Below are 16,505 nucleotides of genomic sequence, written 5' to 3' on the forward strand. Positions count from 1 at the left end.
CATCGACGGTCATCCCCATAGCAAGATCGATGATCTCATGCCGTGGCGATTCCGCAAAACGTCAAGCCAGCCTCAATAGGGTCACGGCTAAGCGCTTACAAAAAAACGATCCTGCCGGCCGAACAAGATCGTCCCGATATCGCCCGTAAACGGGCGCGCTGGAAGACCCATCAGGGCAGGATCGACGCTTCGCGCCTAGTCTTTATCGACGAGACCTGGATCAAAACCAACATGGCGCCGCTGCGAGGCTGGGGGCCGAGCGGGCAACGTCTCCAGGCGTCTGCGCCTTTCGGCCATTGGAAGACCATGACCTTCATCGCGGCGCTGCGCCACGATCGGATCAGCGCGCCATGGGTCATCGACGGCCCAATCAATGGCGAGCTCTTCACCCTTTATGTCGAACAGGTACTGGCGCCGACCCTCGCAAAAGGTGAACTCGTCATCCTCGATAATCTCGGCAGTCACAAGGGCAAGGCGGCGCGCAACGCCATCCGCGCCACAGGAGCACATCTGCTCTTCCTGCTGCCCTACAGCCCCGACCTCAACCCGATCGAGCAGGTCTTCGCCAAGCTCAAACACCTGATGCGAGCCGCCCAGACACGTGATGTCGAAGCGACTTGGCGCAAGGTCGGCGAACTCCTCGACCTCTTCTCCAAGGAGGAGTGCGCCAACTATCTCAAAAATTCAGGGTATGTTTCCGTATAAAAACATCACGCTCTCTAATCATCCGAACCCAGTTTTGTTTAACGGCAGGCGACGCCCCCCGCATCACCCCACCGGGACACAATGCCGACAGCGCCAGCACAGGCGTTCAGTTTACGTGCTCGCGATTTGACAAAAATACAACGTCGTCGGTCCACACAAGTCAGAAGTTCAGTCCTTGAAAGCTCGACTCAAAGAAATCGGCGACCTGCTTTCTTGCCAACAATGCGTTCAAGCCCGCGATTTGCTTCTCATCGATAGCATGACTGCTGACCGATTTCACGTTTGCCGCGACATTCGCTGGGCTGGATGAAAAAAAGATAACCATCCCATTTGGATTTGCATTCAGCGCATGAAACAGAAGGAGATGAGCCAATTTGGTTGAGTCACGTGGATCTATCTGTGTCAGCGAATGCCATTCGGCTGCCAATCGTTCATCCGACGCCAGGCGATCAAGCAATATGCTAAATCGACCAGTGAGGGAAGAGTGAGTAATCACGAGGCCGTCGATTGCCGGAAGCTTCCTGACGTTCATATTCCAGATGGCGCTCGGGATTTGCACAACGTCCAACAACCCCGCATGTCTCTCGAGGATAGAGATCGTCTCTTCTATGCCAGTCGCAATGCCAAAGGCACGAATCTTTCCTTCACACTTAAGGTCATTGAGATAATGTAGCAGGTCTGTTTTGTCTAGATCGGCAGCGGTGCACTCATGCAACAGCAGAATATCGAGATAATCAGTACGCAATTCCTTGAGACTGGTCTCGACACTTTTTCGGAATTCCACGAGTCCAAAGGCTCCGAAACGCGGCACCGAGGCTGACGGCACGGAGACGTGATGCTTTGTGTTTGGCGCAACTTTGTGCAGAAACCGAATGCTGCGGCTCATTGCTCGTACATGAAGCGCTCGAGTTTGTGGGAGGATGCCCGCCTTGCTTGCCAGAACTAGGCGCTCCCGGTTTCGCGCCGTCAACTCTCCCAAAATGCCCTCTGCGCGACCGGCGCCATACATTCGCGCGGTATCGAAATACGTGACACCACAATCCATCGCTGTTTCAAGCAACCTAAGGGCCTCACGGCGGGTTCGTCGCTTGCTTAACAATGCACCAGATCCAAAACCCAGTGGGAGCATGTTTCGAGGAAGGATCTCTCGGATCGGCTTGGCCATAGCAACCGTCATGACGCGAGGTCTCCGATTATCCGAATGCGGCTTCTCGCTTTCTTTGGCCGACGGCGGTCACGGCGTGATGACATGCGCGCGCGGTCAGAGCGAGGATAGTCAAGGTCGGATTTTGCGTACCCTGTGAGGGGAAACAGGAACCATCTGTTACGTACAATCCCTGCGCTTCCCAGCATTGGTTACTGGGATCGAGCGCTGAGGTCGCGGGATCCGTGCCCATCCGGGCGGTGCCGCATTCATGAATCGCGGAACCTGGCGGCGCCGGCCGGCTATTAACGCGGCTGAGCGTCACGCCAGCCGTCGCGGCGAGCTCGCGTATAGCTGCTGCCTGATCGGCGGCATGGGCCAAGTCCGCTTCGCTATAGCGACAATCGATACACAATACCGGGACTCCCCATATGTCTCGTCGTGTGGGATGTAGCGTTACACGGTTCTCGGAATGAGGGAGCATTTCGCCGAAACTGACTGCCGTAAAATGAGAGCGCCCCTGCCCTCCTGGAAATTGATACAACTGCACACCAAAGCCTCGCCCGCCCTGGGGCGCAGGCTTGTCGCGAGCATCGAAGCGCGGAAGGTAAACCGCGCACCCGTCTTCGAGAACTGGGCTGGGCTCCAGCGGCGGGCCCCCACCCCACCCTGTCACTACAATATGGTCCATTAAGTAGCGCCCTAGGGCGCTAGACCCTGCACCGAGGCCATGAGACCCATTTGGCGAACGCGAAAGCAGTAGTAATCGAGTCGATTCCAATGCTGACGCGCAAAGAAATACCAATGGGGCGGAAGCCTGTACCTCAGTGCCACTCTGTTGGTCGAACCAGAAAACGCCGCGCACCCGACCCGACCGGTCAACATCGATCCGCCTTACAACTGCGCCCTCACGGCATCGAAGACGCCCGGTGAGAGCCGCGCCTTCCAAGGCATCCAGCGGTGGCGCAAAGCGTGTGAGCATCGGCCGCGAGTGAGGCCATCGTGCAGCAATCGCCGCCATCAGAGCGAATTGATTGAGTGTAGGTTCAAGTTCTCGCGAGAGCTGACTGTCAGGCTGCCACGGCACACCCTCGTGGGCGCCGGCAAGCATAAGCCGTCGCTCGACGATCGAATACCAGGGGTCCAACTCACCTGGCTCAAGCGGCCAAGGCGCGCTCAATCCGTCACACGGCGCCAGGTCGGACGAGCTCAGGCGATAGTATTGCCGGCCGTGTCCCGGAAGGCCCACGCGCCCGCCGAGCGCTCGCGCACGTATCCACACGAAGGGTTGGTTCCGTGGCGTCACATAAGGCAAATCGTGATCGTCGACAAACGATTCCGGTGCTCGGCCCCAGATGCTGCAGCGTGATTGGACCGGTTGTCGCAACATGCCAAGCCCTCGCAACGCAATTTTACCAAAGGGAACAGCCGCAGGAGGGAATAAGCGAAGCGTCGCAGGGTCCGCCAGTCTCCGGCTCATGGTTGCTATGGCTCGGCGCATCAAAGTCGTTCGTGGCGAATTCTGCCAGCCGGCCTCTAGCACAAGCACGCGCAGACCAGCCTCTGCGAGTAGGAGCGCCGCCAGTCCTCCGGCGGCTCCCGCGCCAACCACTATTGCATCCTGCGCTCCGGCGGGCCGCAACTCCTCAACCGTCGTGGCACGTAGTACACTTGAAAGCGCTGGCCCAATCCTCATGACAACTCCTTCCCCGCTTCCCAATGCGAGGCGAAAAGCTTGACGTTACGAGCATGGTCCGACACCGCGACGCTCAAGCTCGTAGATGCATCCTGAAGTTCATTAACAGACTGTCATCGCCTCTCGTCTGCCTCTCGTCTGCGCTTATCTCAGGCGGCTCGCCATTAAATATTAAATCAAATCAAAATTAAATAACTAATCCGCTGGATGCAAACCTTTTTTCAAAACCTCTGGCCACGAACAGCCGTTCGTCGAAGAGCCTGACCTATACCGTCGATCAGGTCCTGCCTGCGATCATCGTTCAACACGCATTCAGCCGCAGATAGCGGCATAATCCGGAATACCCGTCGGAGAGCGAGTTGCGTTCAGCGCCTTGAGAGCGCCATATTGGCGAACATGACTTCGGCCCGCGGCGGCCCAGAGCAGCATCTCCATCGCTGTTTGCCGCTGCGGTCGCTGTGCGCTTTCGGAAGAGCCGCCACGTGCCCGGCGTCGCGCACCTCGCCGTTGGCGAGTGTAATCTGCTGGTCAAATCTCAGGGGTCGGCGTCGGGGAGCCTGCGCTTTGGTTCCTGGCAGCGAAAGATGCCGGCGAGATGGCTCATTCGATGAACTTGCGGCCGCCATCTTCTGCTGTTCTCCTTCGGCCATCCGCCGCCACCCGTTGCCGAAGCCGAGGCCCAGATTGAACGCTGCCGCTTTCGGAAATCGCGCGGTTTGTGTCGCAGCAGGTAACCGCCGGGTACGACCGGTAGCGTTCATCATCAGTCCGGCACTGCAAGTCAGTGACTCATCCCACTGAACGATCGCAGCGTCTTTGCCGACCATATCCGGTCGGCGCTGACATCGTTGTTGGCGAACAACGATGGGGAAAGCAATGCGCCCGTCCTGTTCGTGCCGCAGGTTTTCGACCGTCCGTTGTGCGAGCGCCTGATAATTCTCTATGACGAAACGGCGGGCGTGAAATCGGTGCCATCGAGCACGAAGGCGAGCTCAAACGCTTCAATCCGGAATTTCGTAAGCGATTGGACTACTTCATCGTGGATGAGCCGACGGTCATCCGTTGCAGGGAGTTGCTGGCGATTCGCCCCTGTTGCTAATGGTGTTCCGGCCTTTCAATTCAGTACCACTCGCTCGAGCGTTGGCTCGTTGGCTGTTACGATGCGAAGACTGGTGGCTAGTTCCGGCCGCACCGGGACAATACCGTAGCGTTCGATGCACACCGTCATTTCGCTGTGACCATTAACCTCAACGACGGTTACGAACGGCGGGGATCTAGTCTTCCCGAATATGGCCGCAAGGCCTATCGCGCAGCGATGGGCGTGGCCATCGTATTTTCTTGCTCCTTGCTGCACGAAGTCACGAAGTCACCTCGGTCACGTGCGATCGCCGCTATGCGTTTCCGTCGTCCCTGTACGATGAGGCGGGGGAGAAATGCGTATTCAGTCGCTTGACCGCTGGGTAGCGCAGCATCACTCTGGAAAGAGCGGATAAGGGCGTAACGTGATCGATCAGGTCCGGCGCTGAAGCACGCGACCAGATGTCCAATTATGAGATCCGTCGCCTCAGCAGCAGAGCTCCAGCCTCCGACGTGATCGATCCCCAGGAGGCAATGCGACGTCCAACCAATCTACAGTCAACCCCCTTCTGCGGTACACTCTGGCTGCATCGGAGCGTTTTTTCGAACCAAACAAAGTCGTTGTTGCAAAGCAAGCTTCGCTGATTCGACGCCTTGCTGCGCTTGTCTGCTGTGAGATTTCCGGGTGAGATGGCGGTGCAGAGATTTCGCGGAAAATCCGCTTCTAGGAGCTTCCATGATGCGCTACCTCATGACGCTGGTCCTCTTGCCGGCAGCGGCAATCGCCCAGCCAAACGCCAACGCACCGGAGGGGACGTGCCATGATACCTCCGGCGCGGCATTCTCGAACCACATACGGGCCAGTAAGGCGCAGGAGGGTTGCAGTAACCGCGCTTTGACGGCACCAGGCCCAGCGTTCGAGATGCGCCCCAGTGGCTATCGGGATTCCGCCACGGGGCGCGTGGCGGTCGTTCCCGCCCCGACGCCCGAGCTTGGGCCTCATCCCACGCCTGATCCGGCGGCGAACTCGGCCAGCGTTCCATTGAGCTTCAATGATCCCGTCTATGCCAATGTCACGAGCGGCACGAGTCCTATCGCGCTGTCGTCGGATTCGTCCCTGACCGACTTGTCCATCGTCGAGAACTCGGGGGAGCCGACGATTACCTGCGATGGCTCCTGTAGCCTCACCCGGGTTCGCATTCAGTCACGAGAGGGTATTCGCTGCATCAGCGGCAATATCAATCTATCGTGGGTTTATATCGAGGCCACGGGGATCGGCAATGACCACGCGGATGGGTTGCAGTGCTATGCTCCAGGTTCAACAGGAACTGTCAAAGTCAAGAATTCCACGTTCAAGATGGCGGGAGCCACGACTGCGGGTTACTGGTCGTCCGATAATTGGCAAGGCTCACACATCCTGGAGAACGTACTGTTCGAGGGCGGCAATCACGGTCTCCGTATCCCGGCAGACGGCGGCTCCTCGGTGAGCCTGAAGAATGTCTACTTCGTGCGCGGTTCCTTTCGGTACGGAGCGTTCCTGTTCGACGTGGTCAAAGGTCGGCGCATCAACATAGCGCGATGGGAGAATGTGCGCTGGGTGAGTTGGCAGGGCGATCGACTCGTCCTCGGCCAGGTCATCCCGCGGCCATACACGCCAGCTGCCGTGCCCCCTTGAAGGCCCATAGCGTACTAAACGATCTGCGTTCACAGGTGCATAGTCGTTTTGTCCGACCATCCCGATGCAGTGAGTATGAAAGTACGGAACATCGGCTCTGGCAAATGGCCGTATTCCTCGGAAAGACGAGCGTCCCTCCTTCCAAGAAATTCTACGAACTTTCGTCATAATCGAGCGGCGGCGAAAGCACTCGTCTTGTTCTCCAAGTCGCACGACCACGCCACCTGGGAGTATCGCCCGGTGCGTGACTGCGCCCTTCCGGACCTCCCCACACACCGCTCGGCGAATCTGAATGAATGGTGCGCGCGGCCGACGGCGCGGTAGTCCCCCAGTTGCGCGGCTCAAACATCCACATGCCGCTACCGAGCAGGAAGATGAACAGGACGTAAGGAGCATCCCACAAGTGGACCGTGCAAACGGAGACGGCTAGTCCGCAAAGGGTGATAATGAGACCCTTTCGGCATTGCGTCGCGTCAAATGAAAGGTTTCTGAGCCGTCCCAAACCCAAGCAAACCGAAAGCAACCCGCCGGCGATGAACAACAGGCCGGGAATACCGTAGCGCACGGCAGTGACCAACCAGAAATTATCTATGCTGCCGCCCAGCCACTCTGGACGTTCCCAATCGCCGAAGCCAATTCCAAAGATCGGGTGCCGCATTACTGAATCCGTCCCGTAATTCCAGATGTGCACACGCATATAGGAATTGTCTGCGTTGAAGGTCAGATACGAAATAAAGATGGTGAAAGGACTCCGATTGGAGCTCAAATCCACGATGAAATAGGCTGCAATTGCAGCTATGGCCAATATTGCCCAACGTCGCTTTACACTCGCCGTGGCCTTGTCCCAAACGATCAACATGGTCTGGACGACCATCGAGAGGAGAGCACCGGCGGAAAGCGAGGAGAATACCGCCATCATCACAAAGCCCGTGGCCAGTCGCCCTCCCCGGCGCGCGCCCGAACCAAACACATAAAAGCTCAAGGCGAATACACTCGAACAAACGACACCAAATAAAATGAAGTGTTCGAATGGGCCCTGAGCTCGTCTAAGCCCGAACCTTAGTTCACTACCGGCGACACCGTAGACCGAAAATATCTTGCCAAACAATTCGAGCAAGATCGGCGAGCCTGTGACATTCTCGTATATAGCGAACGGCAGAAGAAAAAGGACCATAAGGACAGAAGAACTCACCATGCACTGGAACGCAAACACATCTCGAACGTATCGCCTTGCGAAAAGGAATGTCCCAAATGTCTCTATGACGAATATACCTGCAGATTGCAGACCTTGGTCAACGCCGTGCATGCTCACCAATATGACCGCGCCCCAAGTCGCCGCCAAAAGCAATAAAACGTCCGGCAGCCGTATTCGCCCGAGCGATCCGGATAGCCACGCCATAAAACACGGAACGAAAGTCGCCACCAGCACCAGCCGGTAGGGCGACAGGCGCGTCGCGCCTAAGAAGAATTGCATCGGCATGGCCAAAGTGAAAACGAAAACTGGAACGAGGAGCGAGACCTTGGAACTCCGCGTCAGCCCGGCGGTGGCGGCTAGACCGCCCACGGAACCCAGCGCCCCCCCCACCTCACGAGAACCTCTTGCTGCAATGCGCTCCACTCGGTCTCATCCGCTTGTGAATTTCTCGCCCTTCCCAATCTCGACCGACGGCGGAAGGTTCTTGGCACATTTAATTTATCCAGACCACAAAACGTTTCTTTTGTCCAATTTATTCATCACGACTCGCCTGCACTTAAGACGATTTAATTCGAACGCTTTAATTGGAGCATAATTACGTCTCGCCTCCGTCCTAAAGAAGAACGCTGAGGTCCAGCGCAATGTCACCTAGATACTGACGCCTCGCGTTCTCGGCTCCGTCAGTTGCGGCAGGACGGTCCCTGGAGGGAACGGACCTGGTTTCGCAGTTAGCGACCGCTCCACCGCCCCCACAGTGAAAGCGACTAACCGGCGCTTCCATCCTAGGCGAGGATCCTCGGTTCGCGCGCTTGAAGGCGGGACCCGTCGGGCGATCAACCGGCAAATTCGCGGCTCCGGGAAACAGGCAAGCTCGTCAACGGGAGCCAGTAGGTTGGTACGAACCCCATTCATTGCCGCCACATAATCAGCATTTCAGCCGGGCTGCATTCCTTCCGCCAAGGACGTTGAATAGCTCGGAGATCAGGGGCAATTCGAGCGATTGACATGCCAAAACAAACCGAATTAAATTGCATTATTATACATTAAATTGATATTGATTTTTCAAATCGTCAAAATATAATCGAAAAACCACATAAAAATAATGATACTCGGATAGGCTTTCGAGAGTTGAACATGGAAAGCTTGGTTTACGGCAAATTTAATTCGGCACGAAGCAGATCAAAGGCCCCGAAATCTCAAGAAAGGGCCGTCGGCAAATCTAACAAGTTCCGAATCAGCGTTTTCGGTATCGGGTATGTTGGGACAGTATCTGCGGCCTGTCTTGCGCGCGATGGCCATGAAGTGGTGGCTGTCGATGTCAATCGGAGCAAGGTCGATGTTCTCAACAAAGGCCTGTCGCCTATCGTCGAGCCACGGCTCAATGAAAGCATTCTTGCTTGTGTCCGCGCCGGTCGACTGAGAGCGACCACTGACGCGCGAGCGGCCGTTTTGTCGACAGATATCTCGTTCATCTGTGTGGGAACGCCTTCGCAGGAGAATGGATCGCTCGAAATATCATTTGTGAGCCGAGTAGCGGAAGAGATCGGAAAGAGCATCGCCAAGTCTACGAACTTTCATTCAGTTGTGATGCGCTCCACGATGCTGCCTGGCACGATGGAAAAAATCGTCATCCCGATCCTGGAGCGCTCGTCGAACAAGCGGGCCGGCCGAGGGTTTGGAATAGCATATCTGCCCGAATTCCTGCGCGAAGGAACGGCTATCGCTGACTATGATCACCCTGGGACTATAGTGTTCGGCGTCGAGGACGATCCGCGAACGCTCCAGCGTCTGATTGCGGTCCATGAAAGAATCTCGTTAGAGCCGCAGATCATGTCAATTCGCGCCGCCGAGGCCGTCAAGTATGCGAACAATGCGTGGCATGCGACGAAGATCAGCTTCGCAAACGAAGTGGGTTTGCTCTGCAAGGCGATGGGCGTCGACAGTCACGAAGTGATGAATGCCGTGGTGAGCGATACGAAATTGAACATCTCTCCAGCATATCTGAAGCCCGGATTCGCTTTTGGTGGCTCCTGCTTGCCAAAAGACATTAGCGCTTTGCGCCATGCCGGGAGAATGGTTGACATTGACACGCCCCTGCTCGGCGCGGTCCTGCAAGCGAACGAGAACCAGATTCAAAGCGCCTTTCGACTTGTTACAGCGACGGAAAAGCGACGGATCGGCCTGGTAGGCTTGAGCTTTAAGCCGGATACAGATGATCTACGATACAGCCCGTTGCTGGAGATTGCCGAACGGTTGATTGGTCGCGGTTATGAACTGGCGATTTATGATTCGAACATTCGCTTGTCTCGGTTGACTGGAGTCAACAGAGATTACCTGACGAAACGCCTACCCCACATCACCTGTCTGCTTCGGGAGAATATGAGCGATCTCGTCGACTTTGCGGAGGTCCTCGTGGTGGGGAACCGCGAACAATTCAGGAAGAACTCCTTGTCCTTGATTGGTCGTGAAAAAATCATCATCGACCTTGTGCGCATCAATCCGGACAGACAAAGTGGAATTAACTACCGTGGCCTGTGTTGGTAAATAGCTGGTGCGGCGCTAATGACGATGGTAACTGCCGCCGAAGCCACGGGTAGTATCCGACCGCGCAGAATCCTGATTATCGTCGAGAATCTTCCAGTTCCGTTCGATCGCCGTGTGTGGGCGGAAGCCCAATCACTGCGCACAGCCGGCTATGAAGTATCGGTCATCTGCCCACGAGGGCCGTTCGCGGAACGCTCCTTTGAGGTGATCGACGGCATCGAAATCCATCGTCATCCTCTACCCATCCAGGCAAAAGGTAAGCTCGCCTACTTCGCGGAATACAGCAGCGCTCTGATGTGGGAATTCATCTATTCGCTGAAAGTCTTCATGGGACCTGGCTTTGATGCGATTCATGCCTGCAATCCGCCAGATCTCATTTTCCTGATCGGAGCCTTCTACAAGTACCTGTTCGGCAAGAAGTTCGTGTTTGATCATCACGATCTGAATCCTGAGCTATTTGAGGCAAAATTCGGACATCGCGGGTTGATATGGAAGGTCCTTGTGTTGCTCGAACGGATGACCTTCAAGGTGGCCGACATCTCCATCGCCACCAACCTGTCCTATGCTCGGGTCGCCGTTCAGCGCGGCAAGATGACGTCGGATCGCGTGTTCGTGGTTCGCTCGGGGCCAAACCTCGCGCGCGTGCGCGAGTTAGCTCCTGACACTACTTGGCGCAATGGCCGATCGCACCTGGTCGCCTATGTCGGGGTCATTGGGCAACAGGAAGGCATAGATCTTCTGCTTGAAGCAATCCGGCACATCACGACCACACGTCAACGAACAGACGTTCAGTTCGTCGTAATGGGAGCGGGACCAAGCCTGGATATGCTAAAGAAGGCGAGCGATCAGATGCGGCTTTCGGAATTCGTGACTTTCACCGGCCGAGTAGACGATACGACACTGTTTGAGGTACTTTCCACCGCCGATGTCTGTGTTAATCCCGATCGCCCGAATACGATGAACGATATGTCGACCATGAACAAGATCATGGAGTACATGGCGTTGGGCAAACCGATCGTGCAGTTCGATCTAGCCGAGGGACGGGTTTCGGCGGGGTTGGCCTCTTTATACGCGCGCATCACCGACACAGCCGATTTCGGCGACCGGGTTCTCGAGCTCATCGACGACCCAGTTCGTTGCCGAGAGATGGGCATGTATGGACGCAAGCGTGTACGCGACGAACTGTCATGGGAGCATGAGGAACCGAAATTGATTGCGGCTTACGAGGCGCTCTTCAACTAAAGCCGGTATGAATTCGGGCCAGCATAGATCAGCGCGCGCCCATGGACACTTCAAAGCCGAAACTGGCTCGGCGATTAACAGGGCCACGAACGTCCGTTTCCGCCTCCCGGTGACTGAGAAATCGGTTCAACTGTTTCGTGGTCGGCTCCGAGCAAGCTGGCTCAATCGATTTCTGCCAAAGCCTTATCTATACCGCCAGCGCATCAGTTGGCGATAGAGTCCCAGCTTTGTGCTGATCTTCCAGGCAACGCTACGCATCGAAGCCGGATCAAGGAAGTACTGGCGCATGTACTCCGCGTCCATGTTGTTCGTTAGACAAAGGCGGGAATAGAGAAAGGATTCGAATCCGCGATGATGCCCAAGCTGGATCGTAAAGAGGTGCGTGTAGCCAGCCATCAGAGCCGTCTCCCAAACCCGTCGGGAAAAGCGCCCGTATGGGAAAGCGAAGAGAGTAATCGGCTGCCCGAGGCGATCCTCCAGCATCGACTTCGACACCGTAAGCTCGCGCTTGAGTTCGGCCCCTGAGACACTGGTCAAATCGACGTGAGCCATGCCATGTGAACCAATTACAACACCACCCCTGGCAATTTCTTCAATCATCTTCCAGCTCATGCGTCCCGGCGCCCCAACAAACTCTACCGGGATAAAAGACATGAAACCCGGAATTCGACCGGTCTTCACGTAGCGAGCATAGACAAGCGTGTAGTCGGAAACAAATCCATCGTCGAAGGTAAGGAGGACCGCGTCGGTGCGGTTGGCTTTCGGATCGGTGCAATGCTTCAGAAAACTCTGAGGCGAGACCAGTCTGTCCCCGCAAAGCGCAAGATGTGCATTGAATGTTTCGTGGGTCAGGCACCACGCATTCGGAGGCGAGACTTCCACCAGTTCGTGATAGTTCAGGACAATCATAAAGCTTGTATCAGGTCTGAGACCCGACGGCCCCAAGACTGCCAGTTCAGTCGAGCATCAAAGGCGTCGCGGCTCGACTGTCTCAGACGTGCCAGCCGGCCCGGGTTCGCCAAAGTCTCTAAGATAACCGTCGCATAGTGCGCCTTCGCCGCATTTTGCGGCAACAAGATGCCCGTCTCCCCGTTGCGGATCGCATAGGGAACGCCGCCAGTGGCCGGCGCAATGCTCGGTATGCCATGGGCTGCAGCTTCACAAAACACGATGCCGTAGCAATCTGCCCGGGTCGGGAGCAGAAAGAAATCCGCGTCGCGATAGAGCTCGTCCAATCGTTTGCGCTGTTCACGATCATTCTTGTCAAGGTAAGGGATGATCGTCAGGCCATCCTGAGTGACCGGCCTAGGCGGGGTACATCCGCAGATCACCAGTTCCGCCTCTACGCCCCTGTCCCTTAATTCAACGAGGGTCCCGACCGCGACGTCCGCGCCCTTCTCTTCCCAGTTGGCACCGATGAAGAGGAGCCGGCACGGACCCGGCTTGCGGCCTCCGAGCACGGAGGCACGATCCGGCGCTTCCTCCAGGTTGGCGCCCCAAGGAATGATATGCACCCGAGTACGGTCCGCACCGTAATCCCTAATGGCAGATTCGGCTGCCCATTCCGACGGGTAGAGGATCAGATCCGCGCGCGCTATTGTTTCGCGTTCCAAGCGTTCAGCGATTTCCCGAGCCGATCGTGACAAGTTTCGATAGTTAGGGTGGTAGTTCTCAACGAGCCGAAAGGTCGCGTCGGACGCATAGACGAGCGGAAGACCGACAGGCACACTCCAGGCGAAAGTGGACCCTGCGGGCGCGAAGACGACATCGGGCGATACCGCGCGGATTTTGCGAGCTGAGTCAGCTGCATACTGTGCGACGACAGCCCCTGCATGGAATGGGGAAACACCACGCCTGCGAAAGGTACGGCAAAGTTTGGAGTACATCTTGTACAGCGGCAAGATCGGTGCGTTCAGGGGACCAATATGGACCACCTCGTAACCTTCATTTGCGAGCGATTTGGACATATGAAACGGAGTGCCGGACCAGAACTTGACGTCGCTTGCATCGCCGATCGTGGTAAATGCAATTCGCCGCACTGCCTGCCTGCGCGCGATGTGGCTCTGAATCATCCTATTCCCTTACAGACGGCGCCAATGGCTAATTAACCTACCGTTCCATGATCGCCGCAAAATAGGTTCACCAAATTTGACCTTTCATGAGCGCAAGCCAGCGGATGACGTTCGACGAGAGGTGTCATCTCTTTGCCAGGCGGTCGCTTTGATCCGATTAGGAATCGCTGCCCTGAATCGAGCAAGAATATTGACATAGCAATAAACCACTAAGCCCGGCCACAGGCGAGGCTCCCTGAATAATCGGATGAGCGCTCGATCGTTGGTTTCACTCATGTTGACGGACAGCTCGGGAAAACGATGAGCGAGTTCAAAATTCCCAGCATACGCGCGACTTCTGACCGCGATCAGTTGCCGGATTGTGCGTGCAGGAAACACCGTCGATCTGACCGAGGTCAGCGTCTCGCGCTCTTCTGGTTTAAACTGAAGGCGAACATAGATGTCATCAGCAATGACGTCTGGAAACTCGCTGAATCGCGCCCGGCCCGCCTCCGACAAGGCATAGACGCCAGAGCCGCCGATTCCCTCGCGTGAAGATGGCAGCCGTGAGCGAATTCGGTAGTATTCACGGACCAGCCGCGAACAGCCTGTCAGATCGATATCTGCGATTGGCGCGACTACCAAAACATCGCCGCGATCAAGGCGTCTTGCCAAAGACCTAATGGCATCAGTGCTAATAAGAACATCGGCGTCAGCATAGATCCGCGGAAATTCACCCGAGATTTGATCGCCTAGGTTCAAGGCGTGGGTTTTCCTTGCGATGTCCGATTCGACAACATGAACGTTCGAGCCGAAACGCCGGGCGACGTTCGCAGTATCGTCCGTACACCCGTTACAAACAACGATCACGTTCATCTCCTTCGAATTGGGGTTGCTGACCCATTGGCCCAACGTCCGTGAAAGGACAGAACTCTCGTTGTGGGCTGGGACGACGATCGAGATCATAGTTAGCCGGCTCGGAATGGTTCAGGCGTGCGTGCCTGCTGCAGCAGCCATAGGTTCGGTGGGCTCACCACACGGTGATGACTCTGAGTCCGTACGGCGCACGCTTGGGCCACGCGGCCGCCAAATCGGGCTCTAAGGCGGCTCACTTCCCTAACTTGCGAAATCCAACTGGACAGGGCGGAGCCGCGCTCCGCCTCTTCATCGGTCAGAAATGGAATTGCGCTCGCACTCACGACGCTGCTCCCTGTCGCTGATAAATAGACGTGGGCTCGCGGTCCACGCTCGACCACGTGACAAGCTCTTGCAGACCCAGATCAAACGCAGTGTTAGGACAAAAAGGCGACAGACGCTTCGCTTCTCCGATTGATGCCAGCCAGCGCGGGGCCGGAATGATCGAGCTCACCGTCGCGAACCGTCCCATCACACGAGAGCTCGCGCGAACTTAAGCCAGCTCGTCTCGATGCCACCACCCCACGTTGACGCATCATCCGTCATCCGTCACCTCGCCTCGCCTCGACCGAGATTTTCGCGCCCGACGTCGCGAAACGCGCGAAATGCATCGTATGCTGACCTGTCGGAGACGACTGGCGGCGCGCCACTCTCCACCCGGCTCCACCAGCGAATCCCATGCACACAATACATAATATAATTTAACTCCACCGTTTCGCCAAATCAATATCAATTCGCAATAACAATTAAAACATTGATATCGGCAATTAACGTCGAACGCTCGTAATACTGGCGACCCCAGAGAAAGCTTTCCCCCGATCGAGTCCGGATGGACAACCGCGCTTGACAGGAGCTTCGACTCTGATCCACCAAAATGCCAAAAACTCAGCTGGCGGAGGTATTGTCGTAAACCAAGCCGGCCAAATAATGCGCAAGGCCCGAGCACCCAACAAAATATATCTAGATTTTGTATTAGTTATCGGCATATTGAATGATGTTACTTCCTTAACACAGCACGTGTGGCAATGACTTCCTGTCTGGAGCCCTCCGCTCAAAAGGGCGCGGTCGTTAACCAACCCGAAAAAGCTCGCTCTCGCCGAGAGCGAAGTGGTGAACCGTCGATAGCACGAAGCGACGGCGCAGGGTGCCAGCTCGCGCCGCCGCGCCGCTGCATCGTCCGGCGGGGCCTCGATAGCGCACCAAGGTGCCACCGGCCCCAACGGTGGACAGGTCCGCCACCTGACATTCTACGCCACCCAGAGCAGTGCGGCCTCACGCCTGCCGACAAGCGTCACCACCCTCTGATACAGTCTTTGTACAAGCAGTGTCGTTGAGCCAAGACTTCACGTTCTTCGGTCGGCTTCGGCGGAGCCACCGGCCCGCACCGCAGAAGGGGCGCTGCCGATTCCAGGGCTGGGCTCGTCGGCCACTTCCGATCCGACTCGCTGCTCGCGCGCCTCCATTATCCTTACCGACGAACCTCGCGATTTTCTGGAACCGCTCGCATTTGTTGGCTCCGCCAGAAGCGCGTAATATCATTTAAATAGCCATCAGCGTTGATTTTGAAATAGGAATAAAGAAATGGACTATTACCACTGGAGTCGACGTGAAATTGAGCCGCTGCTACCGAAGCAATGCTCCCACATACTTGAAGTGGGAGCTGGAGCCGGCGCCACCCTAAGGTGGTTAAAAAACATTTATCCAAAGTCGGAAACAACTGCGATCGAGATAAATCCAGCGTTATCGAATGAACTGAAACTGAATGCGGATTTAACGATCATTGGCCCCGTGGACCAAAGCATTGTACGGCTGAAGCGCTACGATCTAATCCTTTTGCTTGACGTTCTCGAGCATCTCCCTGATCCAAGCGAGACCCTACAAAACCTAGCAAAGGTCCTAAAGCCGGGCGGCCGGGTTATCGTTTCAGTTCCAAATGTAGCTCATTTCAGCGTATCGATACCGCTTCTGCTCCAACGTCGCTTCCGATATCAGGACGCAGGGATCCTGGATCGCACTCACCTCAGATTTTTCGTGGAGGAGACGGCTATGAAGCTTCTCAACGATGCAGACTTGAACGTCACAGACGCCCTCATTGGCGGAATGGAGCGAAGAGCTAAGGTTTTCAATCTTCTCAGCTTTGGTTTATTACAACACTATCTGGCCAGGCAATACATAATGCTTGGTCAGCTAAGCGAGCCCGGTTTTGTACAAGATAAAGTTCAATGGAAAATAGCTGAATAGCCGGAGGGCAATACGTTCGA

The 16,505-nt window shown here is 56.1% G+C and carries 10 protein-coding genes and 1 pseudogene; 5 read left to right on the forward strand and 6 right to left on the reverse strand.

From position 1 onward, the window contains the following. Window positions 1–93: 93 nt before the first annotated feature. A pseudogene (locus IVA91_RS23635) lies at window positions 94–705 on the forward strand (IS630 family transposase); the annotation flags it as partial. Window positions 706–865: 160 nt separating this feature from the next. On the opposite strand, the gene IVA91_RS23640 reads toward IVA91_RS23635, so the two are convergent. Together IVA91_RS23640 and IVA91_RS23645 are read right to left on the reverse strand one after the other, a co-directional pair. Beyond that, complete coding sequence (locus IVA91_RS23640; protein WP_247459198.1) at window positions 866–1,882, reverse strand: aldo/keto reductase; 1,017 nt, start codon at window positions 1,880–1,882, stop codon at window positions 866–868. Between the two features lie 2,028 nt (window positions 1,883–3,910). Continuing rightward, the gene (locus IVA91_RS23645; RefSeq protein WP_247459200.1) at window positions 3,911–4,372 is read right to left on the reverse strand and encodes a hypothetical protein; all 462 of its coding nucleotides are present in this window, start codon (window positions 4,370–4,372) and stop codon (window positions 3,911–3,913) included. A 986-nt stretch (window positions 4,373–5,358) separates the two neighbouring features. On the opposite strand from IVA91_RS23645, the gene IVA91_RS23650 reads away from it, so the two are divergent. Continuing rightward, window positions 5,359–6,297 carry a hypothetical protein gene (locus IVA91_RS23650; protein WP_247459202.1) on the forward strand — a complete coding sequence of 313 codons (939 nt, stop codon included), beginning with the start codon at window positions 5,359–5,361 and terminating at the stop codon, window positions 6,295–6,297. A gap of 151 nt (window positions 6,298–6,448) precedes the next feature. On the opposite strand, the gene IVA91_RS36565 is transcribed toward IVA91_RS23650, so the two are convergent. Beyond that, complete coding sequence (locus tag IVA91_RS36565) at window positions 6,449–7,861, reverse strand: O-antigen ligase family protein (protein ID WP_247459204.1); 1,413 nt, start codon at window positions 7,859–7,861, stop codon at window positions 6,449–6,451. Window positions 7,862–8,626: 765 nt separating this feature from the next. Between IVA91_RS36565 and IVA91_RS23660 the strand changes: the two genes are divergently transcribed. Further along, complete coding sequence (locus IVA91_RS23660) at window positions 8,627–10,036, forward strand: UDP-glucose/GDP-mannose dehydrogenase family protein (RefSeq protein ID WP_247459206.1); 1,410 nt, start codon at window positions 8,627–8,629, stop codon at window positions 10,034–10,036. An 18-nt stretch (window positions 10,037–10,054) separates the two neighbouring features. Further along, the gene (locus IVA91_RS23665) at window positions 10,055–11,278 is read left to right on the forward strand and encodes a glycosyltransferase family 4 protein (protein WP_346015518.1); all 1,224 of its coding nucleotides are present in this window, start codon (window positions 10,055–10,057) and stop codon (window positions 11,276–11,278) included. 183 nt (window positions 11,279–11,461) lie between these two features. Here IVA91_RS23665 and IVA91_RS23670 read toward each other — a convergent pair whose 3' ends face one another. From IVA91_RS23670 to IVA91_RS23680, 3 genes are all read right to left on the reverse strand, one after another. Continuing rightward, entirely contained in the window at window positions 11,462–12,187 is a 726-nt protein-coding gene (locus tag IVA91_RS23670; protein ID WP_247459208.1) for a polysaccharide deacetylase family protein, read from the reverse strand. Then, complete coding sequence (locus IVA91_RS23675; RefSeq protein WP_247459210.1) at window positions 12,184–13,350, reverse strand: glycosyltransferase family 4 protein; 1,167 nt, start codon at window positions 13,348–13,350, stop codon at window positions 12,184–12,186. Before IVA91_RS23675 ends, IVA91_RS23670 begins: the two co-directional genes overlap by 4 nt. A gap of 84 nt (window positions 13,351–13,434) precedes the next feature. Then, window positions 13,435–14,295, reverse strand: coding sequence for a glycosyltransferase (locus tag IVA91_RS23680; RefSeq protein ID WP_247459212.1), 861 nt, complete (start codon window positions 14,293–14,295; stop codon window positions 13,435–13,437). Window positions 14,296–15,825: 1,530 nt separating this feature from the next. Here IVA91_RS23680 and IVA91_RS23685 point away from each other — a divergent pair. Then, window positions 15,826–16,485, forward strand: coding sequence for a class I SAM-dependent methyltransferase (locus IVA91_RS23685; protein WP_247459213.1), 660 nt, complete (start codon window positions 15,826–15,828; stop codon window positions 16,483–16,485). Window positions 16,486–16,505 lie beyond the last annotated feature (20 nt).

The sequence above is a fragment of the Bradyrhizobium sp. 153 genome (genome assembly GCF_023073835.1).
Taxonomy (GTDB): domain Bacteria; phylum Pseudomonadota; class Alphaproteobacteria; order Rhizobiales; family Xanthobacteraceae; genus Bradyrhizobium.

Coding starts and splice junctions, on each gene's coding strand:
- IVA91_RS23685 (WP_247459213.1), top strand. CDS start 15,826: ATGGACTATTACCACTGGAGTCGACGTGAAATTGAGCCGCTGCTACCG.
- IVA91_RS23680 (WP_247459212.1), bottom strand. CDS start 14,295: ATGATCTCGATCGTCGTCCCAGCCCACAACGAGAGTTCTGTCCTTTCA.
- IVA91_RS23650 (WP_247459202.1), top strand. CDS start 5,359: ATGATGCGCTACCTCATGACGCTGGTCCTCTTGCCGGCAGCGGCAATC.
- IVA91_RS23640 (WP_247459198.1), bottom strand. CDS start 1,882: ATGACGGTTGCTATGGCCAAGCCGATCCGAGAGATCCTTCCTCGAAAC.
- IVA91_RS23670 (WP_247459208.1), bottom strand. CDS start 12,187: ATGATTGTCCTGAACTATCACGAACTGGTGGAAGTCTCGCCTCCGAAT.
- IVA91_RS23645 (WP_247459200.1), bottom strand. CDS start 4,372: ATGGTCGGCAAAGACGCTGCGATCGTTCAGTGGGATGAGTCACTGACT.
- IVA91_RS23665 (WP_346015518.1), top strand. CDS start 10,055: ATGACGATGGTAACTGCCGCCGAAGCCACGGGTAGTATCCGACCGCGC.
- IVA91_RS23660 (WP_247459206.1), top strand. CDS start 8,627: ATGGAAAGCTTGGTTTACGGCAAATTTAATTCGGCACGAAGCAGATCA.
- IVA91_RS23675 (WP_247459210.1), bottom strand. CDS start 13,350: ATGATTCAGAGCCACATCGCGCGCAGGCAGGCAGTGCGGCGAATTGCA.